This window comes from Vibrio sp. JZG120 (assembly GCF_053890955.1).
In genome coordinates, this window is sequence record NZ_JBSRRK010000003.1 from 1 (window position 1) to 26,125 (window position 26,125).

The window sequence follows — 26,125 nt, forward strand, 5'->3', positions numbered from 1 at the left end:
TATGCGTTGAATTTAGTGATTAAGGTGGTATGCGGCGACATCGGTATTGCGTTGCTCACCCCTTAGCAGGGCGTTAACTGGCGCAGAAAATACGAAAGCACATTGATACGGTTTCTAGGTCCAGAGGTCTAGCGTGTTCGGTTGGTTTCCTTAATTTAGCTAATGCGACTAATTTAAATTTGGTACTTAAGTTTACTGATGTGAAAGGCGGCACAAAGCCTTCTAATAATATAAGGCATTCGCGATTAGTTCGGCGAACTTACATCTCCGAAGTATGGTGTTGTGAGACACATTTCAAACTAAAGATAAACTGTAATCTTTTGGTTAAACACATATTTGAGTTAGCTTTACTAATCATTAATTAGTGAAACCAGCTTTGGCTACAGTGGCTGTAAGCTCGGCGAAAACTGAAGGGCGCTCAGTTAACAAACTGTTCAAGAGGGATTCGCAACGCGTGGCATTTTTACTATGCGTTGATTTTAGTGTTTAAGGTGGTTTGCGGCGGCTTCGGTATTGCGTTGCTCACCCCTTAACAGGGCGTTAGGTGTTTAAATAAGGTTCATTATGGAAGTTCAAGAAATTTCATTTTATTCAGATCCTAAAGTGTGGTCTGCGGCTATCGCATTTTTAGCTTTGGTGCTATCACAACTGCCCCCAATTCATAAGCTTCTGCGCAGAGGGAAACTTGAGTTAGATGTGTATGAGAAAGTAGGTGTAACGCATATGTTGGGAAACCCTAACTTGCAGTTGCATATTATCTTAAATAATACTGGTGGAAAGCCGGTAACGATTACGGGCTTGGATGTTTTCTTAAAACAAGGAAGTAAGGCAATTGGCAGTATTTCAGGTAAGAACTACATAAAAACGCCTGAGAAAAGCGGACAAGTTCTTTTAACAAAGTTTAAGTTAAAGTCAGGTGATGAATGGGCTCATCTGACAAATTTTTATAATGATTTTTCTCAACGTGACGAGAAAGAGTGTAAATCCCTTACTAAACGTGTACGTGATGATATCTCCGATAATTTAGAGAAAAGACCCAAAGAAACGACAGGGTTAGTCGAAATTTCGGATTCTTTACTCACTGAAGTACGTAGTTTTTCAAACTCGCACAACGTTTGGGAAACGGGAGAGTATCGTTTAGAACTTAATGTTATATGCTCTGATTCAAAATATAACATATCCAAATCATTTAGATTCACTTTGTATGAATCAGATTCAGATGAGCTGAAAGAGCAAATTGACAGTTATAAATATGGTGAAGGTATTGTCTATACACCAACAGACAAAAACTTGTGGCTTTTGGTTAGGTTAGATGAAATAAACACCTAACAAACAATTTAAGAGTGATTCCCCACGCTTGGCATTTTTGGTTTGGGTTAAGTTTAGTGTTTGCGGCGTCTAAGTTGAGTATAGTGGTAGCGTGGCTCACACCTTAATTGGGCGTTATGTGCTAGAGAGATAAACGTGAGAATCGAAGAAACTCAAGAATCTGACCTTAACCAAGTTGTTGATTTGGTTAAGCGCGTTGTCGACAAAAATATCCTTCCTCATTTCAGCAATGAAGGGCAGGCGTTGTTTTCTTCAAAAGTGCGGTCTGATGTTGAAACTACATTTGATAAATCAAAGTTTCAAAACCTTAAGCTGATAGAAAATAACAAAGTCATTGGTTTTGCTGCGTTGAGAGAAAATGATTGCATTACTCATCTGTTCATTGATACTAACTTTCAAAACAAAGGGTTAGGCAAACTATTGCTAGATAAATTGTTATCGCTTACTGAGTCCAGTGAAGTAAGATTGAGATCGTCTGTTAACGCGCAAAAGTTTTATGATTCTCAAGGTTTTGTTGCCACAGAAGGTGAGCAAAACGTTAATGGCGTAAGGTTTGTTCCAATGCGACTAGTTCGCACATAACAAACAATTTAAGAGTGATTCAGCACGCGTGGCATTTTTAGTATGCGTAATGCCCGAGGAAGATTGTTGGTATGAAGGACTTTTTGACAATGGTAGAGATGACTGCTGGTTCAATCAAACGAACAGAAAAACACTAATACGTGAAGGGCTTGCAAACATACAGCTGCCTAATAGCGATAAGAACCTTATTCTTTTCCATTCAGGGGGGGGGGGGGGAGATGGTTTCTATCCGGTAATTGGCGGCTACGACTCGAATAATAATTTAGTCGCAGTTCATACAGATTTCTTTGTTGTCGACATATCTGAAAATAAAGTTGAATCAGCGTCCATAACTTTGTTGAGATCTTGGTAAAAGTATTACCTAACAAAGCGTTTAAGAGGGACTTGGCACACGTGGCATTTTCAATTTGTTAGGGTGTTATGTGGTCACTTCTGTATCGTGTGCCAGCGTCCCTTAACGCGGCGTTAGCTGTCTACACTAAAGTTGGTGTAAAAAACTTAATGCTCAATTTCATTTAAGTTAGCGATGTCTCTATTAATGATGAAACGGATCTGTTGTAACAATACTCTTCTGTTAATTTCATTGATTTGATAGCTAGGATAAGAGCAATGAAAAAACTAGATGAAGTTAAACTAAATCTAAAGCGAACAAATCAAATGGGAGAGACAACTTTAGGTAAGTTGACGATTGAGGGAGTAAGTAAAAGTTGGTTTGTATTGGAGCCCGCAGGACCAGACTCGATAACTGAAGGATCCGATAAAAGGATCAAGGCAGGGGCTTACAAATTATTGCCTTATAGCTCACCGAAGTATCCTAATGTATATGAATTACAAAATGTTCCAGGGAGAACGTTTATTCTAATCCATGCCGGAAATTATCACAAAGACACTCTTGGGTGTTTGATGCCTGGTAAAACGTGGGGGAGTGTGGCTAAATCTCATTACTATGTAGGTAATAGTAAATCGGCTCTGAAAGAAATTTTTGCTGAAATCGCGAGCTACAAAAAAATTACCATAAATATATCTAATCAGTTGGAGCAGCAATGATGATAAGGAATATGGCAATCTTAATTGTGTCTGTTTTTTGTTCAGGACTACTGTATGCTAAGACGCCAGAAGTAAGTCTCTTACATAACTGGATGATAGAAAACTACAAATCTATTGAATCAAACCTTGAAAAAAAAGGCGGTTCGAAAATAGTTCCTACGCTTTTTTCTTTGGTAGAAATTTGGAAACGTAGAGACGGAGCTATTTCGGGAGAAGTTTCTCCCTTATTGTTGGTTGCACTAAAAGTTGAGCCTCAGAATACTTTACTTTTACTATCTGAAAACCCGGAGTCTTTTGACAAATGGTTAAGTGAGCTAGAAGGGATGGTGTTCACAGACCATACAGGCAATGAGGCGAATCGGTTAGAAAAGTTAAGAGTTGATGTATTAGCAACAATGAAATCCTACTCTATAAAACAGCCGGATAAGTTAAAGTTAATGGCTGACGCACTTGTTGAAAGGTTGGAGGTTATAAAGGTGAGCGTGATAGATTAAGCCAGTGCTAGTAGCCAGCTAACAAAGCATTTTAGAGTGACTCCCAACGCTTGGCATTTTCAGTTCAAGGTTGGGTTTCGTGTTTTAGGCACAATCGTTTAGTTTGGGTGGTAGCGTAGTTCATGCCTTAACTGCGCGTTATGCGCTTTACGAATTGAAACATGGAGAGTGTAATGGTTGTATATGGAGATTTGCAGTCAGGTAACTGCTTAAAAGTAAAATTACTATTGTCATTCCTTGGCATTGAGCACCAATGGAAACACGTTAATATCTTAGATAACGAGGCTAAAACAACAGAATTTTTAGTCCTCAATCCAAATGGTAAAATCCCGACAGTCGTTTTAGATGACGGTCGAGTACTCTGTGAGTCCAATGCAATATTGGGGTAATTCGCAAGTTGGACGGTTATGTAGGTATGTATTAACCACGCGCATAACATAGCGTTTAAGATAGATTCGCTATGCGTGGCATTTTAACTATGCGTTGAGCTCAGTGATTAAGGCGGTATGCGGGAGTTTCGGTATTGTGTTGATCACCCTTTAACAGGTCATTAGCCCTCAAAGGTCAAATATGGATATTTACCCAGAAATCGAGTTATCTAAAGCGCAGCATAATGCAATTGAGGCTCTGAGAAACAAGTCGTTTCCTGAACATCAGGTTGCTCGTTCTTACTATAAGCAACTCCCGCATATGAGAGTTCTGAAGTACGAAGGTGACCAGTTAGTTGGTTATATGGGATTAGACTACAGAGCTGTTCGCGTTGGTGATGAAATTTATAAAGTATTAGGTGTGAGTGACTTTTGTGTCGAGAGCACACTTCAAAGGCAAGGTATTGGCACAACAATGTTGTCTCAACTCAGCGAGTATGCGTCAACTAAAGATGTCGACTTCATCATTTTAGTCTCCGATTTGGATCGTTTTTATGTGGCTAATGGTTATGTGCGCCTTAACTCTCTAAGTTCTTGGTTGCGAGTTCATGAACATAAAAATTACGGTGTTGCTATAGAGCAAGTCGATGATTTATATGTTAAACCTATCAGCGGCAAAACTTGGGCTGTTGGTCATATAGATTGGTTAGGGTATATGTACTAGTCTGTAGTGGGCTACTAAATTGTTTGAAAAGAAACGCCACACGTGGCATTTTTAATTCGCGTAGCTTATACCTTACGAGAGCGCTTTTCCACAAGGAGTAATATGTGATTGTAGTAGCAAGGTTTTCTTTTCCTCATGAAGCTCATATTGCGAGAGCAAGCCTAGATAGTGTCGGAATAGAAAGCCACATTGCTGACGAGCACACGGTGAATACTCAGTGGCTTTATTCAAATGCAATGGGCGGCGTTCGTCTGATGGTGGCCGAAAGTGATGCAGAAGACGCGAAACAAATACTTAGCAGTGATTTCTCAGAATCATTAGAAAGTGAACTTGCCGTTGATGAAGGAAAAGATGTTTGCCCTAACTGTGGTAGTAAAGAGCTATTTGCATTTACAAAAGGTAAGCGTCCAGCTTTCTTAGTCTTTATTTTACTGGGTTTTCCATTGTTCTTTTACAAGCATGGTTACAAGTGTAAGCAGTGTGGGGAATTCAGTGAAAGGCTTTAATTTAAGTCGTTAGATAACAAAGCGTTGAAGAGATAATTTGCACGCGTAGCATTTTTACTTTGCGTTAGGTTGAGTGGCTATGCAGAAGTCAGAGTTATGCTTACTTCCAAGCAAAGCATTATACGATAGTGAAGGGACAACATTGAATGAGTGAAATTAAAACAATAGAGCAGTTAAAAGAAATTTACGCAGAGCCAAGTGCGAGAGCTAAAAATAAAGCGTTGCCTGCCCTAGATGTTCATGCGATTACATTAATTAATAATTGCCATTTTGCAGTTCTAAGTACCGCCGATACTCAAGGCTATATCGATCTCTCTCCGAAAGGAGGGGAGCCTGGCTTCGTAAAAGTTTTAGATGAATCAACATTGTTGCTCCCTGATAGCTCGGGGAATAATCGTATAGATAGTCTAAAAAATATCATTAGTAACCCCAAAGTTGGGTTGTTATTGATGGTAAATGGTATTGATGAAGTACTGCGTATTAAAGGAATTGCAAGTATTCACACAGACTCCAAATTGATATCTGCTTGCCCCGATGGAAGTAAAGATCCTAAGGTTGTTATCAAAATAGTCATCGAGAGTATGTACTTTCATTGTGCGAAAGCGGTGATGAGAGGGAAACTTTGGTCTGATTACTATAAAGTCAATCGCTCAATTCTCCCTTCATTAGCTCAAATCTTTAAAGATCAACAAAAGTTAGAAAATAAAGCGCTTAATCAAGAAGAGAGGTTGAAATATTACCAATCCAGTCTTTAGAGCGAGTGTAGTAAAGTGTTTAAAAGGGAGAAAAATGCTTGGCTCTTTAGGTTTGACCTGCTGTACGGCACTATGGATTAGTTTTGGTGGGGATGTTATTCAACCCATAACGTTAGTCCACAAATAAACAATTGTTAGTCCAAATTTTAAAATGAAAAATGTAGAAAACTTTACTCTAGAAAATTACGTTTTGGCTAGTCCGGGAATTAGGTGTGTTGGACAAATGATCGACTTTTTTGTCAGTTTTAGCATTTTTACACTCGTTTTGTGGGGCGGCTTAGAAATCGGTATTGAAAAGGAACTTGTTCGCGCTACAGCAGTAACAGCGGCTGTGTCGTATTACCTTTTTTCTGATAGTTTCCCAAATGGTCAAAGTGTGGGCAAAAAAACTTTTGGGCATTGCAGTTATAAGTGCAAGAACGGGTAAAAGGTGCAATATTTTTCAGTCACTTTTTAGAAATATTATTACTCCATTCTTCGGTTTTATTGACTCAATTTTCGTTCTTGGTAAAAAGAGGCAACGGCTCGGTGATAAGTTAGTGAGAACAGTGGTGGTAGTTCACTAGCTTGTTTAAAAATTGACAGCGCTGGGGGTTTGGGTTCAAGTCGGGCTTTGTTTTCAGGGTGGAACAGCTTCGCTTAGGTGGTGGCGTTGCTCACACCTCAATTCGGTGTTAGGCAATCAGAATCAGTACGTAATTATGAATAAAGCGCATTCCGAAGCTTTCATTTTGGAGATTGATAAGGTTTTAGCCCCGAGCGGTTTCAAGTTTATCAAATCTAGAGGAGTATGGGAGCGCAAGGTGGGTAGGGTCGATGTCGAATGGTTTCACTTAAACTTTGGGCTTACTGTTTTGAACCCTTCCTTCGGGGTTAAATACAAAGATATAGAAAAGGTCTTACCTAGAGAAATGCGTTGTATTGGTGGTGTTTCTCGCATGTTGAGCAGTATCACTGGTAATTCATATACCGACGCAATTAGTCCTATAGCTTTCGCTTATATGGTAAAACAGTTACTACCTATTGAGTTAGAAAAACTAAGAGATAGAAAGCGGGTTATCGAGAGTTTAAAAAGCGAAGATGTAAAAGTCTGGCCCGTGTTCAGTTATTCCACTCGTATACGACTGCTTCCTTTGCTTCTAAGTAAAACTTCGCCAAATGAAGCAATAAAGTATATGGCCTATTTTGAGTCCGAACTTAGGACTCGTGATCAACTCATTCCAAACTATGATGCGTTCAAAGGTTACTTGTTGAAGCACTTGAAGGCCTAAAAATTGCTTCAATTGAGAATCGTGACAAGTGGCGCTTTTACTATGCGTTGAGCTTATTAAAAAGTGTTATACGAGAGCATTTGTATTACGTATATCACACTTTAGTTGGTTTTTATTCACCAATAACAAATCAAAAGGCTGGCCAAAAAATGTTAGTAACTAAGATTGAAACGGAACGATTAATTCTAAGAGAGCTAGTTGAAGATAATGCAAGCGAATTGTTTGGCATATTCTCAGACCATGAGGTCATGAAATATTGGAACTCTGGCCCTTGGGGTTCAATTGATGAGGCTCTAACATTTATAACCAATAGTACACAGGCTATGAATAGCAATACAGAAATGACACTAGGCATCTTCCTAAAGAGTAATGGCCAACTTCTGGGTAAGATAATGCTGTTTAACTACGTGAAAGAGTCCAGGCGCGCAGAAATTGGCTTTGGCGTTAGTCGCAATTTCTGGGGTAAAGGCATTGTACTAGAGGCGGGAAACGCATTAATCGAACACGCATTTAAGACACTGAATCTACGTCGAATAGAGGCTGAGATAGATCCAGACAATGTTTCTTCAGGTAAAGTCTTGGAACGGTTAGGTTTTATAAAGGAAGGTTTCCTAAGGCAGCGCTGGGAAGTGAATGGAGTTGTATCAGATTCCGCAATTTATGGGTTGTTAGCTAACCCTCTGAACAGCGTTTAGTATCCGGCCTTAAAAGCATCTAATAGATATAGCCTGCCAGCGCTCTATACGTAGCCTTATACTTGACGTTGAGGTTTCTCGGATTGACTTGGTAGACACTGAATGTACTATCAAGGAGAGGACTTACTGCAAGGATAGCAGCATGAGCGAGAAATTATTCTGGGTTAATCCCTACCAAACAGAACTTAACTCAAGAGTGACCAATGTAGACGGAAATAAAGTTGAATTGGACCAGACTATCTTTTTTGCGGAGTCTGGAGGCCAAGAGAGTGATAAAGGAACGATTAATGGTATTCCGGTTTTGATTGCTCAAAAGTTAGGTGTTCGACTTATTTACACATTGGAATCCTCTCCAAATTTTACTCTTGGTAACACTGTAACTACGTGTATTGATTGGAAGCGTAGATACGCCTTAATGAAGCTACACTTTGCTGCCGAAGTGGTGCTCGAGATGTTTTATCAGCGTTGGGAAGGCATTGTTAAGATAGGCGCGCATATTTCTGAAAATAAGAGCCGCATAGATTTCGAGTGGTCAGAAAATATTGGTCCGTTATTGAAAGAAATTGAAACTGATGTGCAAGATTTGATTAACTCTGATTCAGTTATTATTAGTGACTTTTCCGATCAAGAGAGTGAAAGAAGGTATTGGAGAGTGGATGGGTTTGCGCAAGTACCTTGCGGTGGCACTCATTTAAAGCGCACATCAGAAGTCGGCCAAATTCAACTAAAACGCAAGAACATCGGTAAAGGCAAAGAAAGGGTTGAGATAACCTTATGCTCGTAAGTCGATACACGTGGCATATTAGTTCATGGTGAGATTCACATTTGCGATATGATGATTGAGATTGAGGGCGTGTTGGCTACTTCTTAACGAAACGCTACACGATAGGAGCGGGAGGATGATATGTCGAAGGTAGCATTGAAAGGCTTTATTTTAGTTCCGGAAAAGGATTTAGAATTAGTAAAGCATGAGTTAATAACTCACAAAAGGCTCACGCTAGAAGAGCCGGGCTGCCTTACTTTTCTTGTGACTCAAAGCCCGACTAATCCTTTTCGTTTTGATGTATATGAGGAGTTCGTCGACAAAGCCTCTTTTAAACAACATCAGGAAAGAGTTCAAGCATCACATTGGGGAAAAGTAACAGCCAATGTTAAACGGCAATACGAAATCTTTGAATGTGTGCATGACTAATCGAATCGGAGTGATTTAGAGCGTTTACGCTTTGTTTTTTTAGGTTGCTCTACGCTCTACTATGTTGCTTTATTCATCTATTCACCTGGCTTAGTGTTCTTGATACTTTGCCGTATTAAATTTAGAAATTTTAATGGAAGTGTTATGTTTAGAGTTGTGTACGAATGGCGTGTGCCAAGTGAAAAAATGGATGAGTTTCAAAATATATGGCGTTCGACGACAGATTCAATTCATCAGTCAGTAGATGGGGCGTTTGGTAGTTTTATGCTTCGTTCTTACGATGTACCGGAAAAGGTTTTAACTATTGCCAAGTGGCGAACACGTGAAGACTGGGAGCGGTTTTGGGAGACTAGTAACCCAGAAAAAATGAAGAAGATGAGTGAAATTGCAGAGCGTATTTCAGTCGAACCATTCGATGAAATTGAAGATAGAACTAAGTAGGGCAATAGAAACGTTAAAGTGATGCCTAATGCACAGTTTGGCGGATAATATGAAAGACAATCTTAACCAAGGAACAGGGTTATGCAGATTTTAATTGTTGGAGGTAGCAAGGGTCTAGGAAGGTTCTTGGCTACGAACTTACAGGGTACAGAAACTTATACTATTTCTAGATCAAAGCTAGTTGAGGATGGAGTAGTTTCTGTTCGTATTGATGTTAGTCCGGAGAAAAAACCAGATTACACGTGCTTCAAAGGTGTAAAGTTTGACATCATAGTTTATTTGGCGTCGATGTGGGGAGAGTCTTCAAAATTGACAACAAACGAACTGATTGAGTTTATGAATGTTGGCCCGATTGGGTATCTTAATTTAGTCAATGAACTTAACGCTTTAGGTTCACTTAACGATAAATGCAATATTGTATCTATTGGATCTACAGCAGAGCTTTCAGAAAATAGTGAGTACCCTGCATTCAGCCTCAGTAAAAGATTACTCAAAGATATTTCTAGCCAGCTTCAAAACGTTTATCGTGATTACCGCTTTACTCACTTTACAATAGGTGGGATCGGGCATGCAGAAGAGGAACGTATTGAGTATTCGAGCGTTTTGGAAATTATAAATACGCTAACTAAGCTAGATCCAAACACATACCTTTCAAATATGCATATAAAGTCCAAGCTAGGAATGTAGCTCTCAAGCTGTATTACGTACCTGCTTCTATGATTTGGCATCATGTGCATTCTTTTTATTGAGCTATGGTTATAACTCCAATGAAAGGAGTTTACTTATGTCATACATTGATGGGTTTGTCGCTGCAGTACCGACAGCGAATAAAGAAAAGTATATCGCACACGCAAAAATAGCAGCAGAAATGTTCAGGGAGTTTGGGGCCTTAAAGGTTATTGAGACGTGGGGAAGTGAAGTTCCAGATGGTGAGATCACATCGTTTCCCATGGCAGTTAAAGCTGAAAGCAACGAAACCGTTGTGTTTTCATGGGTAGTCTGGCCTTCAAAAGAAGTGCGAGACTCAGGGTGGCAGCGGATCATGGGTGATCCTCGAATGAGTCCTGAGAATAACCCAATGCCCTTTGATGGAAAGCGTCTCATTTATGGTGGATTTGATGTTATTTTGGAGCAGTAAAATATCAGAGAATCCCCAGCTTGATTCGTGACACTTGGTGCTTTAATCAGGATTACGCTTCTGATGTACATTCAATAAAGTATTCCGCGATAAGGGTTGATAAAACTTCATGTGGAGGCTTAGAGTAAAAATGGAAGGGATAAATTATTCACTGATTGTCGTATCAGCTATAGCTAGCCCCGGGCCTGCGATGGCAGGCACGTTAATGAACTACGGTCAACGCCTTGATAACCGACGGAAACCTAGACGTTGCATTACTTATAGTTCGATGAGATGTTATCCCGCAAGAAGTTAATCTGGAGAAAAGAATGGATTCAAACTCACTATTACTATTTGTTGTCGCTTGTCTCGCTATCAACATGATTCCTGGACCTGATGTAATTTATATTGTTTCTAATACAATGAAAGGTAAGTTCTCTGCTGGGCTGAAAGCGGCTTTGGGGCTTGGTGTTGGTTACTTTTTTCATACACTAGCGGCATGTTTAGGTTTGTCAGCAATAATTCTGAGTTCAGCTTTGGCTTTTAGCGTTGTTAAATGGTTAGGGGCTGCTTACCTAGTTTATTTAGGTGTTCAGTCGTTACTGTCCATGTGGCGTGGAGAAAGTAAAATCGTTGAAAACAAAAACGTTGATAATAATAAAAATGTGTTTGTTCAGGGTGTTATCGTCAGCGTCTTGAATCCAAAAGTAGCGCTATTCTTCCTCTCGTTTCTGCCTCAATTTATTGATACGTCTGCAAGCTCAACATCAATGCAATTATTAGTACTTGGCTTGCTGTTCAGCGTGCTTGCGACGACATGTAACGTTTTGTACGCATCTGTGGGTAATTGGGTATTTAGTCGTCCACACTCTCAACGATATTCAAGAACTCTTGAAGGTGTTTCGGGTATTCTGCTTATCAGTCTAGCGAGTAAAGTGGCATTTAGTGATCGCTAGTGGGTGGAAATATTTGTATAAGAGAAAACCTCAACGCTTGAAATGAGCAATTCAACGTTGGGTTGCGTTTTTATGGCCAACAGCTTTTACTTGGTGTTGTTATTGGTAATACATAAGCGTAAATCAGCAACAAGGATGTGTAATGAAAAGTAAGATGTGGATCTTCGCAATTATCTTACTCATTGGTGGGCCTTCACTATTGCCATTTAGTCTGGAAGTTATTTCTATCATCGAGTTATTTGGGCTGTTAGGGTTGTGGACGGTTTATTCATCCTATGCTGAGTATTTGATCAAGCATCCTCGGCTCAAAAGAGGCGCATCTTTAGCTACATGTTGGGATCTTCAACCTCAAATATTATTCTCATTTCGTGATATTAAAGTATTCCCACCGCTGATATTTCATATGTTTCCTGTTCAAAGTGTGTTGGTTTGGTCTTTAATTTTTACCTTTTCGGGCGGTGTTATTTGCCATTATGTAATTTGATCTAACCATTGTTCAAAGCATTTCCTTATTAAGTTTAATTACTTGTTTAAGCGGTTACGCGGGGATGAAACAGGTCATTAAATAACTTGGCGATCATCAAAATGAGCATGATGTTTACCAGCATGAGTAAAGGTGTTTCGATACGATACTCCGGGGTCAAGTTAAGTGCGCCTGAGGTCAATACCACTAATAAATTAACGCCTAAGACTCTATGAATCATCAGCTGTGGTGTAGAAAATACCTCCCAAATCAAAATAATATTGATGAAATAAAATAACCCTAGTTGCCAGAGCTCAGTCATCGTGGGCATCAAGAAGATGTATTGCAGCAGTATCACAGAACCTGTTCCCAAAACGCCAAAGAAGGCATCTTTAACAACGCTAGGAGGCATTGTAGGTACTATTGATGAAAAGACACCGGCCAACATAGGGAAGATAAACCCACCTGGTACAGGGAGATAAATCCAAACCAATAACGAGGTGATAAACATCGATAGGCCTTGCAAAACCTTTCTGCGGTCTTCTTTCAAGTGCTGTATGAAAGTCCGGTGTTCACGATGCCAAGATGCTTTCTGTTTCACTTGTTCTGTCAATAAGGTACGACCAATTAGATGCGTGGTTGGCTGAGCGATATCAAATAGCGTCAGGTTTTGAGCCACAGGTTTCCAGTCAATATCATCACAGTGAGGCTTTTCCACTTGTTCAAGTAATCGTTCTTGAATACGTTTCATCTCTTCGAGGCGCTGATGCCACAGTTTTCGATGTTCTTTGAGGTGGTAACTGCCCGTGAGCGGTAATCCCAGTAGTTGGCACATCTTCTCAATGTTTGTTGTGTTGGTTTCAAGGGCATCAATATCAATGTCATTTGGTTTGTCCATAGCTTTAAGCAACACCTCACGGCTGCTCTCAAAGCGTTGAATGAAATTCTCTTCAGTATTCTCTGGCCAAACCAAACGATAAACAACGGAGAAGGTAATGATGCCAAGAATAGTTTCCTGCATTCGAAGTACTGCGAAATGGAACGTCACTTGACTATCAAACCCTCCCATACAAGCGATGATAGAGCACACAGCAAAGCCTATGGAGAACACATAACCGTACTTTTCGTCGCTCGACATGAAAATGCATACACCTAAAAATAGGGTAAAAAAAGTCAGGAACAAGAAGCGATCTTGAGAAAATGCTGTGATGAGGAAAAAGGCATAGCCGATGCCCAGTAGGGTTCCCACTAGGCGATTATGACCTTTGTTTATCGAGTGAGCGAAGCTTTCATTTAATGCCATTACCGCGACGGCGATCGCTGCCCAATAGGGTTTCTCCCATTGAAACCATAAGGCGAGGCAGATTGCGATAACGATAGACAGTGCAGCTTTTATTGCTTCTTTGGTTGAGGCATTAAGCATACATTTCACCGCATTTATTGTTTGATGATTTTGATGGATGCCGTCATACCGACGCGTAGTTGAAAATCTTTTGGTAAGTTGTCTAATTTCACTTTAATTGGAATGCGTTGAGCTAAGCGTATCCACTGAAAGTTAGGGTTCACATTAGGCAGAAGGTCGTTACCTGTACTACCGTCTTGCTTCGCGATGCCGTAACCAATGCTCTTGATTTTGCCTTCTAGCACCATTTCGTCGTGCATCATTAAGGTTACGTATGCTTTATCTTGTGGATCAACACCAACTAAATCCGTTTCTTTGAAATAGCCTTCGATCCAAAAGCTGTCTTCATCAATTAATGCTACAACTGGTGAGTTTGCGACAACTTGGGAGCCGGTGCGCAGATTAAAATTGGTGATGTAACCATTTGTTGGAGCGTACACCTTGGTGTAATCAAGGTTCAGTTTTGCTTCTTCGACGTTTGCTTTCGCCAGCTCCACGTTTGCGATTGCTGTCTCTACGGCGTTGTTCAAATTGTTCAACGTCAGCACAGATACCGCGCCAGGTGTACGCTTTTCTAGTTCCAGTGCGCGTTGTTCTTCATTTTTGGCTTTCGCTAACAACGCAATGGCTTGCTTTTGAGCCGCCTGGGCTTTGTGGTAAGACGCTTTATAAATGCTTGGGTCAATCTCAAACAGTAAGTCGCCCGCATTAACTTGGGAGTTGTCTTCAACATACACCTTGATGACTTGCCCGGTTACACGGGGCGTTATAGACACAATGTACGCGCTGACATGACCATCTCTAGTCCAAGGATTGTTTGAGTATGATTGGTAGTAACTGAAAATTACAGTGCCAGCGGAACACAGTAATAAAAATGTGATTAGATAACGTTTTATCACGGAATTTGCCTCAAAAGATGGTTATGAATCGACCAATAACGCCAGTAAAAATCACAATTAGGCTCAGCTCTGCAAGTGCTGGAAACGCAACGTATTTGTGTACCCCTAATTTTGTCGCAACGGTTCCAACCAAAATGGTGAGCATGTAAGCCAATGCAATAACCAGCAGCAAGGGTGGGAAGTAAACTTCACCCCACACAAGCTCATGTGGCATTGAGTTCATGGTGCTTTTCTCTATTTATTTGATGAATGCAAAGATAAGAGAAATCCTACAAATGTAATAATCGCTTTTGTAGGATCAAATCCATCAATGTATTTTTTAGAGAGTTCGTAATGAGTTACGTCTGATGTCGAACGTGCTTTAAGGAGAGTGTGAGTGCGATAAGTTTTCGCATTTACGTGCGGAATAACTACGTATCTAGTGATGAGGATAAAAGCCTCGGGTTAACCGTCGCTCTTTCGAGCTAGCATTCTCAATAACTTGTGATAGTTTAGCCATGTAGCCCTAAGATATAAGAAAACCTATGAATTTTAGTCTTGAACAACTATTGGCATTCGTTGCTGTTTACGAGGAGCTTTCGTTTAGCAAGGCTGCTGTAAAATTGAATAAGCACAGAACAACCATCGGGCAGGTTATTACGAATTTAGAAGATTTACTTGCTGTGAGCTTGTTTAATCGGGTTGGCCGTTCCGTAGAACCCACTGAAGATGCTCGCCTTCTTTACCACTATGCAAAGCAAACAATTGAACAAGCCCGTACGTTTGACAAAGTCGCATTGAGCCTTGCTCATGGTGGCTTAGAGAGTGTCAGCATTGCCTATTCTAGTGCCATCCCACATCGTTTGCTGGTGTTACTTCGTGTTCAATTAGCGGCAGATTTTCCGATGATGCGAGTTAACTTTTTTGTTCGTAACCGTAACGAGATCAAAGAGGGTTTAGCGACCGGTGAGTATCAGTTCGGTATTGTAAATGTACATGATAGCCGTGCAATACACAGTCTAGACTCGACGTTTTTAGGTCACTTTGAATTTGTTCCCTTTGTCCAGAAAGGTGGTGAACTGGCTTCTATGGCACCCGACCGAGTGTTAACTGCGTTGAGGAATAGCAAGCAATTTGTGTTGCGATCTTTCATTGAAGAAGGAATGGGTGAAAAAGTTATCGTCAGTTCGAATCATGAAGAAGTCGATCAGTTGGCTCTTGTTGTAAAAATGGTTGAAGCAGGACTAGGGTGGGCGATTCTTCCTAGAACGCTGGCTCATTCCGAATTTTCTAATAATGATATAGAGCCCGTTGAAGTCTGTGAATTACTAGAAGGCTTTAAGTTTGGTTTTGGCCTTTGGTGTCAACCCTCTAAGCAAATAGGGGATGTAAAAGACTCTATCATGAGGGTTATTACGGCGTATCGGGAGAAGCTAATCCGCGATTTTAAAGCGACGCCATAACTGTATTCATCCAGACCACATTTATAAACAAGACTCAATTCGAGTCTTGTTTTTTTACTTGAAAAATTCTTCTCTTCTGATTGGACGTTAATGGTTATTGGGAGGGAGTAATCCTCTGTATGTGAGTATAAGATCGATGCTTTTTTTATTTATTCAAGCTTCGTTCAATGAGAAAGCTCATATCGCTCAGCCGCTGTTAGTTTAAGAAAGAGAGGCTGCAGTTATTTCACCTCTTGATCTGATCTAAATAAATTTAGAACCAGTACCCCTAGAACTATAGCGATAGAAATAGAGACGAATCGAGTCATTTGAGCAGAAAATGATTCGATGCCCGTATTGTTAATAATCTGGTAAGTCAGCACAGTGAAGTTAGTAAAAAGCAATTGATAGATGGTTAAGTGTGTCTGTCGACGTATTGCAAAACACGCTAGTTGCAGGCCACAAAAGATGGTAACGCCAAGTACAACGTAAGTAGGTGCACCTGTGGCTACTGCAAGCATGCATGGAATAGTAAACAAGATCCCTAGGCTTGTAGTGATAATTCGATACCGCCCAAAGGAATGGCTGTCTTGATTAACTGGGTGCTTAATCATGCTGCCAAATGTTATTGCGATCAATAGCGTTTGAGAGCTTCCAGATGATATTAGCGCGTACAAAACAACACACAATGCGGTTGCTTTAAAGACGATAAGCCCGATATGTTCGTTTGCACCATCAAGAGTGGTTTGGTCTGGTTGTATATCTTTTTCGTCCCCAGGGAATAACCAAAAGCTAATATATGTGGCAACCAACGCAACAATGAAGCTAGTAAATAAGACCCATGGCAACCCCTCAAGCGACAACCCCATTTGTTGGCTTGTGACCACGATAATCAATACAACAATCAAAGTGAGTGTCGAAACGATGTCTTTGGGATCGCGATGACTTCGGTAATAACTCCAACAGAGAAGTGACCAAGTAAACAGTAAGAAGCCACTAGGGGAGCTCATGAGCGCTCCTGCTAAAGTTACGATGCCAAAGCTGAGAAGTGAGAGTATTACCAGCAATTTCAACATCATGTTGAACGGGGGTTTAGATGGCATCAGAGTTAGAAAAATCACAACGAATATTGGCGCGATAAAGGGAGTAGGCGCACCTGAATACTGTAAGTAAAACAGTAAAAGAATCGGAGTGAAAACCAATCTAATGATTGGGTTTGCTGAACTATGAAACATAAGTCCAGATACTCAACACTCTCATCCAGAAAGAGGCCAGCCACTCTCCAAAGGAGCTTTGCTCAGTTAAAAAAGCGACCGTTGCTTTCGAACCATAACGTACGTTTTCGGGAATATCTCCGCCTTCAAAAACAATATTTACAGGATAGCGCTGTGCGTTTAAGGAATTATTGTCTGCAACCAAAAAGCCAGTTGTCGGATCGACGTCGTTACTGCCACCAGTACCCCAACCAATGCTTTCTACTCGCCCTTCAAACACTCTGCCAGGTAAAGCATCCAACACAATCTTTGTTTTTTGTCCCGCACGAACATGCTCGAGTGAGTTTTCGCGAACAAGCGCTGATACCCACACGCCTCTCGGATCAATGAAAGTGACAAGAGGTGAGCCAGTCGTCGCTTTTTGCCCAACAGTGAGTTGTAAGTTAGAAACGATCCCCTTTGATGGAGCAATCACTTTCGTTCGTTGTAAGTCGAGTTGCGCTTTTTCTAGATTTGCTATAGCTGCGAGAATCTGGGGATTATCTTGCCCTTCGGGACCAAGATTATGCTTGGCTTGAGCTAAGGACGCTTCTGCTGCCTCTAATGTGGCTTGAGCTCGTGCTTTAGCTTCGATGGCGTTGTCTAGCTCAGATTTACTCAATACCCCTTTGGCGGCGAGCTCGGTTACGCGAGCTGCTTGTTCTCTTGCGTTGTCACGAGCTGCGAGTGATTCAATGACCTTAGCTTGTGCCACTTCAACAGCCGCGGTGTTGGCTCCAATGTTTTGGCCAGCAATGGCTAAGTTTGCTTCGGCTGAACGCAGATTAATTTGATAATCTCTTGGATCAATTTCGAAAAGCACATCACCAGCATTGACGACTTGATTATTACGAACATGGATTTCAGTTAGGTTCCCCGAAACCTCTGGAGTAATACGGACAAGATAAGAATGAATCCGAGCGGTGCCAGTGATTGGTGTTACTCGATCAGCCCACAAGCTATATAGCCAAACCACAAAAACGAGGCCAATAATAATAAAGCTTAACTTTCTGGAAGATGATTCCGCTTTAGACATCCAATTCTCTCTTGTTACAATACGTTAGGTAAGCAATGTTACAACATGTGACATAAACAATGCTTCCAAAAAATCAACTATTTGTCGATAAGGTTATGGGATCGTTCCGAAGGTGCCATTTAGAGAGGCTGAAGCATGCTAAACGAACTTTCCAATCACGTTGGCTAACGTCGCCAATAAAAAAGGGGCGATACTTCGCCCCTCAGATCGTCCATCAGGTTTTTGATTTGTGATTATATCTTTGAGCTGTAGAGAGAAATCAACTTAGACTTTCTGTTACAACTGGCTTGTTATTGCGCTTAGCAATCCAGTACGCAACGCTACCCCAAAGCACGGTGAGTGCCCAAAGTGCCGTCCAATGTGGTGCGACTTGTTGCCAGGTTGCCCCCATTTGGTTTAGCGCTAAGAAAGCTTTGATCGCCCAAGTACTTGGGCTTAAATCAGCAATCCATAGTAGGGGAGCAGGAATAGCTTCAACTGGCCAAATAAAACCAGCCAAGAAAATGAGCGGCATAGAGCTCACGAGGACGACTAAGGTGACAAGTTCACGCCGAGGTAATAAGTAACCTAGCCAGAAGCCTAGTCCGCAACAACCTAAAAAGAACGGGAACAACATGGTAAGTAGTTCGCTCACATTGGCGATATGGTTTACGTTTAAACGTTCGAAGCTAAAACCAAAATAATAGGCGCCGAGTAAATAATAAATTGCCACAAATACTAACGTTCTCACAAGCAGCAGCGATCCCGTTGATACTTGAGACCAGTAGCCACGACCATGACGCTGTGTTCCCGTTTGTAATCCAACCGCCATGATCAACGTTTGTTGTAAAATCAGAACAAATACTGCTGGCACTACGTATTCGATGTAACCCATGGTTGGGTTGAACGTCGGTTTCATATTAAGCTTAATAGCAGAGTAATTATGGCTAGCCATACTCACGGGCACACCATCTATCACCATTTTACTGACTTTCACTTGGGCCCCTAATGTGCCTCCCGCTTGGGCCAATCCTTCTACCACGGTTCCGTACACGAGAAAATACGAGGCGTCCGCAGCGTAGGCCAGAGTCGGGCTTTTACCTATCATTAGGTCTTTGTAAAAGTGTTCTGGTATGACTAAAAAACCGGTGATCTCTCGTTGTAAAAATGCTTGCTTTGCATCGGCAATCGTGTGAAGTCGAGTAACTACGTTGACTTGTGGAGTGGCATCAACCATACGTTCCAGCTTTAAACTCGTCTGACTACCATCTAAATTAACAATCGCGATTGGTTGTTCACGAGGCGTTTGTTGTGCATAAGGCAAAGGGTATAAAAACGAGTAAAATACGACACCACCAAAAACGGTCAACGTAACGACTGGATTGGTTAGAACGGCCTTCAGTTCCGCTTTAATCAGTTGCCACAATGTCATACCGCCTCCTTCGCTTGGCGTGTTGATGAAGCTGTTCGATGTTTACCCATCAAGGCTGCGGTAATGAGCAGGGGCACAACGTAACCAATCATAGGCCATAGCGAGCTTAAAGATTGTGCGGTCGATGCTCCATAGCTTGCTTGACTCACTTGTACTTCAATGTAATGGGTAATCGGCAATAATGAACGCCATGCATAAGCGAGCGTGTTCATGTCAGAAACTGGGAATGTAATTCCCATGAACGCGAAACTTGGAGCCGTAAACGCGCCAGCAAAACTCATCGCACGTGCAGGATCCATCGACAAGAAGAAGAACAACGCTCCCATAATGATACAGGCGATAACCGTCACCAATTGTGCTAATAGCATAACCAAAAAACTGCCTTCCATTGGCCAATCAAGCACGGAATAAAACCAGTATAAGAACAACGCACCTTGCGCCATAAAGACCGGAATGTACTGACTTAATAGGGAAGTGAGCCTGGCGTATGGCTTTTCGCCCAAAAACGCAAAGCCATTCTTTCCACCATAAATGCGAAAGTGCGCGGTAAGAATCAAAATAGTGCTTACTACAATACATATTTGCCAAATAGCTGGCACGATAGCTGTTACCAAAAATTGTGCGTAGTTATTGTTACGGTTAAATAATGCGGTTATTTGTGTCGACACGGGTACAGCCTGCCCAGCCGCTGCTAACGTTGTGGTGTTACCCTTAGCCAAGTTGCTCATTACTTCAACCTGAGCGTCGAAATAGCTTTGTGCTTGCGCAACGGCAGAGTTGATCAATTTCGCTACCAAAATGTACTGACTGTTGTAAAAGACAGAAAGTTGAGGTTGGCGGTGTTGGAGAATATCCTGATCGAACTTAGATGGGATGACCGCGTAAGCGTAGATATCGCCTTCAATCATCGCATTTTTTGCTTCGCTTGCACTGGTGTAGTGATAGTTAACAGCCAGACTCGACGACGCATCCAAAGATTGAATGAGCTTTCGAGAAAGTTGGGAATGTTGTAGATCAACCACACCGATTGGCAGATCCCGGGCAATGCCCGCAGAGAACACTCCCCAAATCATCACCGCGAGCAAAATCGGTATCCAAGTAAGGCACGAAAGCAACCACTTATCTCGTCGTAAGATATGCCGCTGTGAAATCTTAATCGTCATAGCATTAACCTAGTGGTTGTGATTAAAGTTCAACGACAACACTCATTCCCATACGCAGTTCAGGTTCGGGTTGAGCTGGACGAGCTTCTACTTCAAAGGTACGAAGATCAAAACCTTGAGAAGAATCGGTTGCTCTCCACGTTGCAAAGTCACCCATAACGGCAACATGCGTTACTTTGAACTCAACATTTTTATTTAAGGCAGGCAAATAGGCATTAAAGGTTGCTCCTTTTTTAAAGTGTTGAAGGTAATCTTCACGCACATTAAGTGTCGCCCAGGCATCTTCTGTATCTATCACAGTAACAACCGGGAAGCCCTGAGGTGCTAATTCACCACTTTGAAGTAGAACTTGAGAGACTTCGCCGTCAAACCAGCTGTAGATCTGAGTATCTTTCGCATACGCTTCTACTTCCGCTACGGCACCTGATGCCATGCGCGCTTTTTCCGCCGCAGCTACTTTGGTTTCACTTCTCGCGCCTTCTTTTGCCATTTCGTACATTTGAAATGCGGCACTTTCTGTGTATTTCGCTGCTTGCCATTGAGTTAAAGCTTCATCGCGCTTTTGTTCTGCAACCACGCCATCGTTATAGAGGTTATTCACGCGATTGTAGGTTTTTTCCGTTAAATTCGCGGCGGCTTTAGCTTTCATCCACTGATCTTTTGCTGCTTGGATTTGTTGCTCACGTGCGCCTTTCTCTGCTTCTTGAGCTAAGGCGTCCGCCGCTTTTTCACCTGCTTTTGCTTGTTCTAACTTCGCTTCAATTTCAGGACTATGAAGGGTAAAAATAAGCTGGCCTTTCTCTACATCGTCGCCTTTACGGACCATGACCTCGTCAATACGGCCTGGAACTTTTGAGGAAATGCTGTACTGCTGGGCTTCAATCAATCCTTGTAAGCGGATCGGTTCTGGTTGATAGGCTTGGTAAAATTGGTAGCCAACCCAAGAGACAACACCCAAAGCACAAAGTGAGAGTAAAACGGGTTTTAGTGATTTAGCTGCCATGATTTATTTCACCTCTTTGGATGTTGAAGCAGGGATATAAGCGGTATTTTGATATTGTTCGAAGCTGTTCATTTCACTGCTCAATGCGAGTAGCTTGGTTAAAGATATTAAATAGCGGAAACGCGCCGCTGAACGTTGTGTTTCTATACTAGCGACATAAAGCTGTGCATCCACAACATCCAGAGAAGACGACAGACCCTGAGTAAATGCTTTTTCACGCAAGCGCAGATTTTCGTTAGCGAGTTCAATGCTAGATGCGAGCCCTTGTACTTCATCAATGGCTTGCTGAGCCTCCAAGTATGTCTTTTGGACTAACAGCGATAAGTCTTGTTTGGCTTGGGACTTTAATGAATCGACCTGCGAGACGACGCTTTGAGCGGCTTTGACTTTTTCGCTTCGCCCTGATGATTCAATCAGTGGAATGCTGACACCAACACCAACTAACCAGTCAGGCTTCATTTGGCTTGCGAGAGAGTCGTCTTCATACAAGCTGTAGTCGCCGTAAAGGTAAACTTCAGGATAGTATTTCCCTTTTTCTGCTTTGATTAAGCTAGAGGCTTGTTTGTGTTTAGCGCTCAGAAGGTCTAACCCCGGATAGGTAAGCAACGTTTGATCGACAAAAGCGGTAAGAGGAGGAAGACTGTCGTTGATAAACAAAGATTCAGCGGGCTCTACGGCGTCATCTTGTGCGAGTAATTTACCTAATGCGGCCTGAGCGATACTCAAATCGCTAGCGGCTTTACGTGTTTCTACAGATGCTTTATCTAAAGAAGCCTCGGCTTGCAGGCGCTCAACGTGTGCGATTTGTCCTTGCTCTTCAAGCTTAATGGCAAAATCTCTATGCTTTTTTAGTCCAGCTTCAACCGCTTGCCGCGTTGCGAGTACTTCCTTTGCCAGCACGACAGAAAAGTAGTACTTCGACAAATCTTCAAAGCGCGCTTGTTGTTCCATTAGAAGCTGGCTTTTAGCCTCATCTGTTTTGCCTTCTGCTGCTGATTGAGCAGCAGAAATACGACCACCAGTAAAAATTGGCCAAATGGCACGAATAGACGAAGAGAAAACATCGCGTTCGGTTATGGTCGAAGTGGTATTAGCTAAGGCACCAAAAATAGGTTGAAAAGCAGGAGGTACGTTAATGTGTGTTCCTGTGCTGTCTAGGATCTGTTTTCCCGACAGCGTGATATCGGTATCTAAACGCGTGTAATTCGCGCCAATGGTAACCTGAGGTAAGTTGAGATTGCTGGTGGCACTCTCTTGGTATTGGTAATTCTCGACGTTTGAGCGTTGAGCTTTAAGAGAATAGTTGTTTTCTAGCAATAGCTGCCATGCGGTATCAAAAGTGATCGGTGCCGCATGACAGGCAAGGGAAATCGAGCTGCTAAGTAAGCCCAGTATCCAAAACTTTCCTGTTTTTTTCATAATGGCTGCTTTGTCGTAGAGTATAAGCTCTAATATAAAGGATTCGTAACTTGGTGTTAAGTAGGAGGGGAAATTGGGTAGTAGTATGCGCCCAGTTATGTTTGTGCTGGGCGCGGGAGATGTTACAAGTTTACTTCGTATATGGACAGTGAAACTCTGCTCTCCACTCAAGCTGACGAGAACCTCGCATCGTATTCAATAGGTCTTTTCCACTCATTTGAGGGAACGATAACAGGACCTTGAGATCAGAAGTACCGCCTCCGTTTTTTTCATAAGCCCTGACGTGTGTAAACGTTGAATACATATTCTCTGACAGCATCGCCTTATTCAGGCATATTCCAAAGGTATCGCGTTCCATGTTTGGTGTTCCTTCTAACTATAAATGCACCTCTGTTTATAGTTTTCCAGTTTTCAGATGGTGTCTAAGTGTTTGTCATATAGTCAGTATTTGTGTTTTGTTTTATTTGTGTCCAAATCACTGACATCAATGTTGAGCTTTTAATAGACTTCCAGCTTCACTGCTTTCTAACCGAAACTCTCAATGGTTTCGTTGATTAAAAATTATACGTTGGAAAGTCTAAAAACGCCTCAAAAACCGCTAAAATCGATGTGATCACGATCATGTTTTAAAGGGCAATTTATGTATGGAATTGAGTATCAGAGAGGAATGCTAAATTTGGTGAATGGTTGTAATTTTATGTTTCAGCTCGTCGATTAATTAACCGTAAACTCTGCGGTTTGCTTGCCTTCCTCACAGATTTATCACCGCAACAAAGCCATGCTGTTAACTGAGTGTTAACGTAATCGCTTGGGAGTGAATCATAAGGATGTATCAATGAGTTGGAAAACGATTAGCTTTCGTAAGCGAATGCTCATTATTATGACGCTGTCGGGGTTGATAGAGCTTTTATTGCTTGTCGCTGCAGGATTCACTTATCTCAAAATCAATCAAGAGCAAGAAATGGGAGAAAAAGCACTGGGTGTTGCCCGCTTTTTAGCAGACTCCGCCGTTGTTCGCGAAATGGTCGCAACCCAAAATCCTCAGCCATACCAACTTCGTTTCCGAGAATTAACCGAAGCCATCGGTGCTGCATTCATCGTTATTGGCGACCATAAGGGAGTACGCTTAATCCACCCTGTTGATGAGCGGTTGGGCAAGCCAATGAGAGGTGGCGACAATCGTCGAGCGCTAGAGCAGGGATTGTCTTATGTTTCGACGGCACAGGGCTCGTTAGGTTATTCAGTTCGTGGTAAAGCTGCGATTTTTGACGAGCAAGGGAACATCATTGGTGTGGTTTCGGTTGGCTATTTGCTTGACCGGCTGCAAGACCGCATCGAGCCATTTTTGGCCTTTTTGATTTTAATGGTCATCGTAGTTGTTGTCGCTAATGCCATTGTATCCAATTATGCGTCGAGAAAGTTTCAGCGCGCCATTTTGGGGTTCGAGCCTGAAGAGATAGGGCGGTTGTACGGCGAATTAGAAGTGACGATGAGTACCATTAAAGAAGGCGTGTTAAGTATTGATGCCCAAGGGATACTTCGCTCGATCAATCGTAGCGCCTGTCAGATTCTCGGTATTGATAGAGAGGCAGCTCTTAATAAACCGTTGACTGAGACGTTACGCGATAGTGACTTATATACGGTGCTAGAAACCGGACAGGAAGATCATGATATTGAGATATTCCTTAATCATAAACGTCTGATCGCAAACCGTTCGCCAATTTATGTGGATGGAAAAATAGTGGGGGCAGTATCGAGTTTCCGTTTAAGGGATGAAATCAACGACCTAACCGAGCAGTTATCACAAACCAAAGAATATGCAGATTTATTACGTTCGCAAACCCATGAGCATCGAAATAAGCTAAACACCATTAGCGGGTTAGTTCAGATGGGTGAGCTGGATGCCGTACAAAAGTTAATTGGGCAAGAAACCGCACACTATCAAGCGATGATCGAATTTTTAAGAGACACCGTTAAAGACCCGTTAATTGCTGGTATGGTGCTTGGAAAAACAGAACGTGCTCGCGAGTTAGGCTTACAGCTGGTGGTTGAAGAAGGCAGTCGTTTGGAGCCTCTGCCTGAGTGGTTAAATTCGGAAGACCTTGTCACCATTCTGGGCAACTTAATTGATAACGCTTTCGACGCAACGTTAACCTCGATTCGTGATGAATCGAATGTCGCATCGGAGCGCAGAAATATCGATGTGTCAGTGAGTGATTACGGAAATGAAGTGATACTTGAGGTGATAGATCAAGGTTGTGGTTTACCAAGCGATATAGAGCCGCAGGTGCTATTTAAAAAAGGGGTGTCGACGAAATCTCGTCAAAATCGGGGGGTAGGATTGCATCTTGTCAACCAGTTGGCTACTCGATATCACGGCCATGTTGAGATGATGCCCAACACAAATTATGGAACAAGAATAACGGTGTATTTACCCAAGGAAGAACAATTATGAGTATGGCGACTCGCGTAATGATCATTGAAGATGATCTGGCTATTGCTGAGCTGCACCACAAATACTTAAGCCAATTGGCAGGTTTGGAAGTGGTCGGCATTGCGACCACGAGAATTGAAGCGGAAATGCAACTCGATATTCTTAAGCCAGACCTCTTGTTGATGGATGTATACCTTCCTGATGGAACAGGGCTTGAGATACTCAATACATTACGTGCGAACAACCAAACGTGTGATGTCATTTTGATTACCGCGGCAAGGGATGTCGATACGCTACAACAGGCAATGAGAGGGGGAGTCGTTGATTACCTACTCAAACCAGTGATGTTTCCACGCTTAGACGCCGCACTGAAAAAGTATGTGTCCCAACGCCAACAACTAGACATCGTAGAGAGTTTGGATCAGAACCTCGTTGATAAAATGCTGCAGTCTCACGCCAATCAAGACAACTTGCCGAACCGATTACCGAAAGGAATTGATGGTGTAACCTTAGATAAGATCAAAGAGTTGTTCCCAAGTGGTAGTGTGCTGACCGCTGATGAGGCAGGCGAAAAGATTGGTGCGAGCCGAACAACGGCAAGGCGCTATTTGGAGTATCTGATCAGTACTGGCGAACTAGAGGCTGATTTAAACTATGGGTCGGTAGGTAGGCCTGAAAGGTGCTATAAAAAAGTGACGCGGTAGCGTTTATATTGATACTCTATGCAAAATAAAAAGCGATGGC

30 protein-coding genes and 2 pseudogenes are annotated in these 26,125 nt (G+C 42.0%); 22 read left to right on the top strand and 10 right to left on the bottom strand.

Features of this window, described 5'->3' with window-relative positions:
• The first annotated feature begins 564 nt into the window (after positions 1-564).
• The 19 genes and pseudogenes from ACWPOD_RS07900 to ACWPOD_RS07990 all read left to right on the top strand — a co-directional run bounded on the left by ACWPOD_RS07900 (position 565) and on the right by ACWPOD_RS07990 (position 11,961).
• The gene (locus tag ACWPOD_RS07900; protein ID WP_167426506.1) at positions 565-1,329 is read left to right on the top strand and encodes a hypothetical protein; all 765 of its coding nucleotides are present in this window, start codon (positions 565-567) and stop codon (positions 1,327-1,329) included.
• 135 nt (positions 1,330-1,464) lie between these two features.
• Entirely contained in the window at positions 1,465-1,911 is a 447-nt protein-coding gene (locus tag ACWPOD_RS07905; RefSeq protein WP_012841740.1) for a GNAT family N-acetyltransferase, read from the top strand.
• Between the two features lie 49 nt (positions 1,912-1,960).
• Complete coding sequence (locus ACWPOD_RS07910; protein ID WP_456231752.1) at positions 1,961-2,263, top strand: DUF4241 domain-containing protein; 303 nt, start codon at positions 1,961-1,963, stop codon at positions 2,261-2,263.
• Between the two features lie 257 nt (positions 2,264-2,520).
• Positions 2,521-2,958, top strand: coding sequence for a DUF5675 family protein (locus tag ACWPOD_RS07915; protein ID WP_041852942.1), 438 nt, complete (start codon positions 2,521-2,523; stop codon positions 2,956-2,958).
• A gap of 11 nt (positions 2,959-2,969) precedes the next feature.
• Complete coding sequence (locus tag ACWPOD_RS07920) at positions 2,970-3,452, top strand: hypothetical protein (protein WP_146192903.1); 483 nt, start codon at positions 2,970-2,972, stop codon at positions 3,450-3,452.
• 173 nt (positions 3,453-3,625) lie between these two features.
• Positions 3,626-3,838 (top strand): annotated as a pseudogene (locus ACWPOD_RS07925) (glutathione S-transferase N-terminal domain-containing protein); the annotation flags it as partial.
• A 184-nt stretch (positions 3,839-4,022) separates the two neighbouring features.
• Positions 4,023-4,544, top strand: a complete 522-nt coding sequence (locus ACWPOD_RS07930; RefSeq protein ID WP_104971818.1) for a GNAT family N-acetyltransferase — start codon at positions 4,023-4,025, stop codon at positions 4,542-4,544.
• 104 nt (positions 4,545-4,648) lie between these two features.
• Complete coding sequence (locus ACWPOD_RS07935) at positions 4,649-5,050, top strand: putative signal transducing protein (RefSeq protein ID WP_104971817.1); 402 nt, start codon at positions 4,649-4,651, stop codon at positions 5,048-5,050.
• Positions 5,051-5,196: 146 nt separating this feature from the next.
• A complete protein-coding gene (locus ACWPOD_RS07940) occupies positions 5,197-5,805 on the top strand; it encodes an MSMEG_1061 family FMN-dependent PPOX-type flavoprotein (protein WP_456231753.1) in 609 nt (202 codons plus the stop codon).
• Between the two features lie 223 nt (positions 5,806-6,028).
• Positions 6,029-6,371 (top strand): annotated as a pseudogene (locus ACWPOD_RS07945) (RDD family protein).
• A 135-nt stretch (positions 6,372-6,506) separates the two neighbouring features.
• On the top strand, positions 6,507-7,076 hold the full coding sequence (locus ACWPOD_RS07950; RefSeq protein ID WP_456231754.1) for a hypothetical protein: 570 nt from the start codon (positions 6,507-6,509) through the stop codon (positions 7,074-7,076).
• Positions 7,077-7,225: 149 nt separating this feature from the next.
• Positions 7,226-7,771, top strand: a complete 546-nt coding sequence (locus tag ACWPOD_RS07955; RefSeq protein WP_167426509.1) for a GNAT family N-acetyltransferase — start codon at positions 7,226-7,228, stop codon at positions 7,769-7,771.
• A gap of 109 nt (positions 7,772-7,880) precedes the next feature.
• Positions 7,881-8,555 (top strand): alanine--tRNA ligase-related protein, encoded by a 675-nt coding sequence (locus ACWPOD_RS07960; protein ID WP_456231779.1) that lies wholly within the window; start codon positions 7,881-7,883, stop codon positions 8,553-8,555.
• 120 nt (positions 8,556-8,675) lie between these two features.
• Positions 8,676-8,963: a putative quinol monooxygenase gene (locus ACWPOD_RS07965; protein WP_104971813.1), complete on the top strand. Its 288-nt coding sequence runs from the start codon at positions 8,676-8,678 to the stop codon at positions 8,961-8,963.
• Positions 8,964-9,107: 144 nt separating this feature from the next.
• The gene (locus ACWPOD_RS07970; RefSeq protein ID WP_104971812.1) at positions 9,108-9,404 is read left to right on the top strand and encodes an antibiotic biosynthesis monooxygenase family protein; all 297 of its coding nucleotides are present in this window, start codon (positions 9,108-9,110) and stop codon (positions 9,402-9,404) included.
• Positions 9,405-9,485: 81 nt separating this feature from the next.
• Positions 9,486-10,091 (top strand): SDR family oxidoreductase, encoded by a 606-nt coding sequence (locus tag ACWPOD_RS07975; protein WP_047009855.1) that lies wholly within the window; start codon positions 9,486-9,488, stop codon positions 10,089-10,091.
• Between the two features lie 97 nt (positions 10,092-10,188).
• On the top strand, positions 10,189-10,542 hold the full coding sequence (locus ACWPOD_RS07980; protein ID WP_012841750.1) for a DUF1428 domain-containing protein: 354 nt from the start codon (positions 10,189-10,191) through the stop codon (positions 10,540-10,542).
• A 308-nt stretch (positions 10,543-10,850) separates the two neighbouring features.
• The gene (locus ACWPOD_RS07985; protein ID WP_047009854.1) at positions 10,851-11,477 is read left to right on the top strand and encodes a LysE family translocator; all 627 of its coding nucleotides are present in this window, start codon (positions 10,851-10,853) and stop codon (positions 11,475-11,477) included.
• Between the two features lie 142 nt (positions 11,478-11,619).
• Positions 11,620-11,961, top strand: a complete 342-nt coding sequence (locus tag ACWPOD_RS07990) for a hypothetical protein (protein ID WP_256965179.1) — start codon at positions 11,620-11,622, stop codon at positions 11,959-11,961.
• 46 nt (positions 11,962-12,007) lie between these two features.
• On the opposite strand, the gene ACWPOD_RS07995 is transcribed toward ACWPOD_RS07990, so the two are convergent.
• The 3 genes from ACWPOD_RS07995 to ACWPOD_RS08005 are packed head-to-tail and all read right to left on the bottom strand — an operon-like array spanning position 12,008 to position 14,464.
• Entirely contained in the window at positions 12,008-13,363 is a 1,356-nt protein-coding gene (locus ACWPOD_RS07995; RefSeq protein WP_395202003.1) for an FUSC family protein, read from the bottom strand.
• A gap of 14 nt (positions 13,364-13,377) precedes the next feature.
• Complete coding sequence (locus tag ACWPOD_RS08000; RefSeq protein ID WP_031780619.1) at positions 13,378-14,241, bottom strand: HlyD family secretion protein; 864 nt, start codon at positions 14,239-14,241, stop codon at positions 13,378-13,380.
• A gap of 10 nt (positions 14,242-14,251) precedes the next feature.
• Positions 14,252-14,464, bottom strand: coding sequence for a DUF1656 domain-containing protein (locus ACWPOD_RS08005; RefSeq protein ID WP_048626481.1), 213 nt, complete (start codon positions 14,462-14,464; stop codon positions 14,252-14,254).
• A gap of 301 nt (positions 14,465-14,765) precedes the next feature.
• Here ACWPOD_RS08005 and ACWPOD_RS08010 point away from each other — a divergent pair, with 301 nt between their 5' ends.
• A complete protein-coding gene (locus ACWPOD_RS08010; protein ID WP_395202002.1) occupies positions 14,766-15,683 on the top strand; it encodes a LysR family transcriptional regulator in 918 nt (305 codons plus the stop codon).
• A 221-nt stretch (positions 15,684-15,904) separates the two neighbouring features.
• Here the strand turns inward: ACWPOD_RS08010 and ACWPOD_RS08015 are convergent, their stop codons facing one another.
• From ACWPOD_RS08015 to ACWPOD_RS08045, 7 genes are all read right to left on the bottom strand, one after another.
• Positions 15,905-16,897, bottom strand: a complete 993-nt coding sequence (locus ACWPOD_RS08015) for a DUF2955 domain-containing protein (RefSeq protein WP_395202001.1) — start codon at positions 16,895-16,897, stop codon at positions 15,905-15,907.
• A complete protein-coding gene (locus ACWPOD_RS08020) occupies positions 16,887-17,951 on the bottom strand; it encodes an HlyD family secretion protein (protein ID WP_258687635.1) in 1,065 nt (354 codons plus the stop codon). The genes ACWPOD_RS08015 and ACWPOD_RS08020 overlap by 11 nt, the downstream gene beginning before the upstream one ends.
• Before the next feature lie 259 nt (positions 17,952-18,210).
• Positions 18,211-19,362, bottom strand: a complete 1,152-nt coding sequence (locus ACWPOD_RS08025) for an ABC transporter permease (RefSeq protein WP_395205101.1) — start codon at positions 19,360-19,362, stop codon at positions 18,211-18,213.
• Positions 19,359-20,525: an ABC transporter permease gene (locus tag ACWPOD_RS08030; RefSeq protein ID WP_456231755.1), complete on the bottom strand. Its 1,167-nt coding sequence runs from the start codon at positions 20,523-20,525 to the stop codon at positions 19,359-19,361. Before ACWPOD_RS08030 ends, ACWPOD_RS08025 begins: the two co-directional genes overlap by 4 nt.
• Positions 20,526-20,547: 22 nt before the next feature.
• Positions 20,548-21,528, bottom strand: a complete 981-nt coding sequence (locus ACWPOD_RS08035; RefSeq protein WP_258620297.1) for an HlyD family secretion protein — start codon at positions 21,526-21,528, stop codon at positions 20,548-20,550.
• A 3-nt stretch (positions 21,529-21,531) separates the two neighbouring features.
• Positions 21,532-22,947, bottom strand: a complete 1,416-nt coding sequence (locus ACWPOD_RS08040) for a TolC family protein (protein WP_258620295.1) — start codon at positions 22,945-22,947, stop codon at positions 21,532-21,534.
• A gap of 130 nt (positions 22,948-23,077) precedes the next feature.
• Positions 23,078-23,305, bottom strand: a complete 228-nt coding sequence (locus ACWPOD_RS08045; protein ID WP_005377125.1) for a hypothetical protein — start codon at positions 23,303-23,305, stop codon at positions 23,078-23,080.
• Between the two features lie 477 nt (positions 23,306-23,782).
• Between ACWPOD_RS08045 and ACWPOD_RS08050 the strand changes: the two genes are divergently transcribed.
• Together ACWPOD_RS08050 and ACWPOD_RS08055 are read left to right on the top strand one after the other, a co-directional pair.
• Positions 23,783-25,402: an ATP-binding protein gene (locus tag ACWPOD_RS08050; protein ID WP_456231756.1), complete on the top strand. Its 1,620-nt coding sequence runs from the start codon at positions 23,783-23,785 to the stop codon at positions 25,400-25,402.
• Positions 25,399-26,085: a response regulator gene (locus tag ACWPOD_RS08055; protein WP_456231757.1), complete on the top strand. Its 687-nt coding sequence runs from the start codon at positions 25,399-25,401 to the stop codon at positions 26,083-26,085. The genes ACWPOD_RS08050 and ACWPOD_RS08055 overlap by 4 nt, the downstream gene beginning before the upstream one ends.
• Positions 26,086-26,125: the final 40 nt, after the last annotated feature.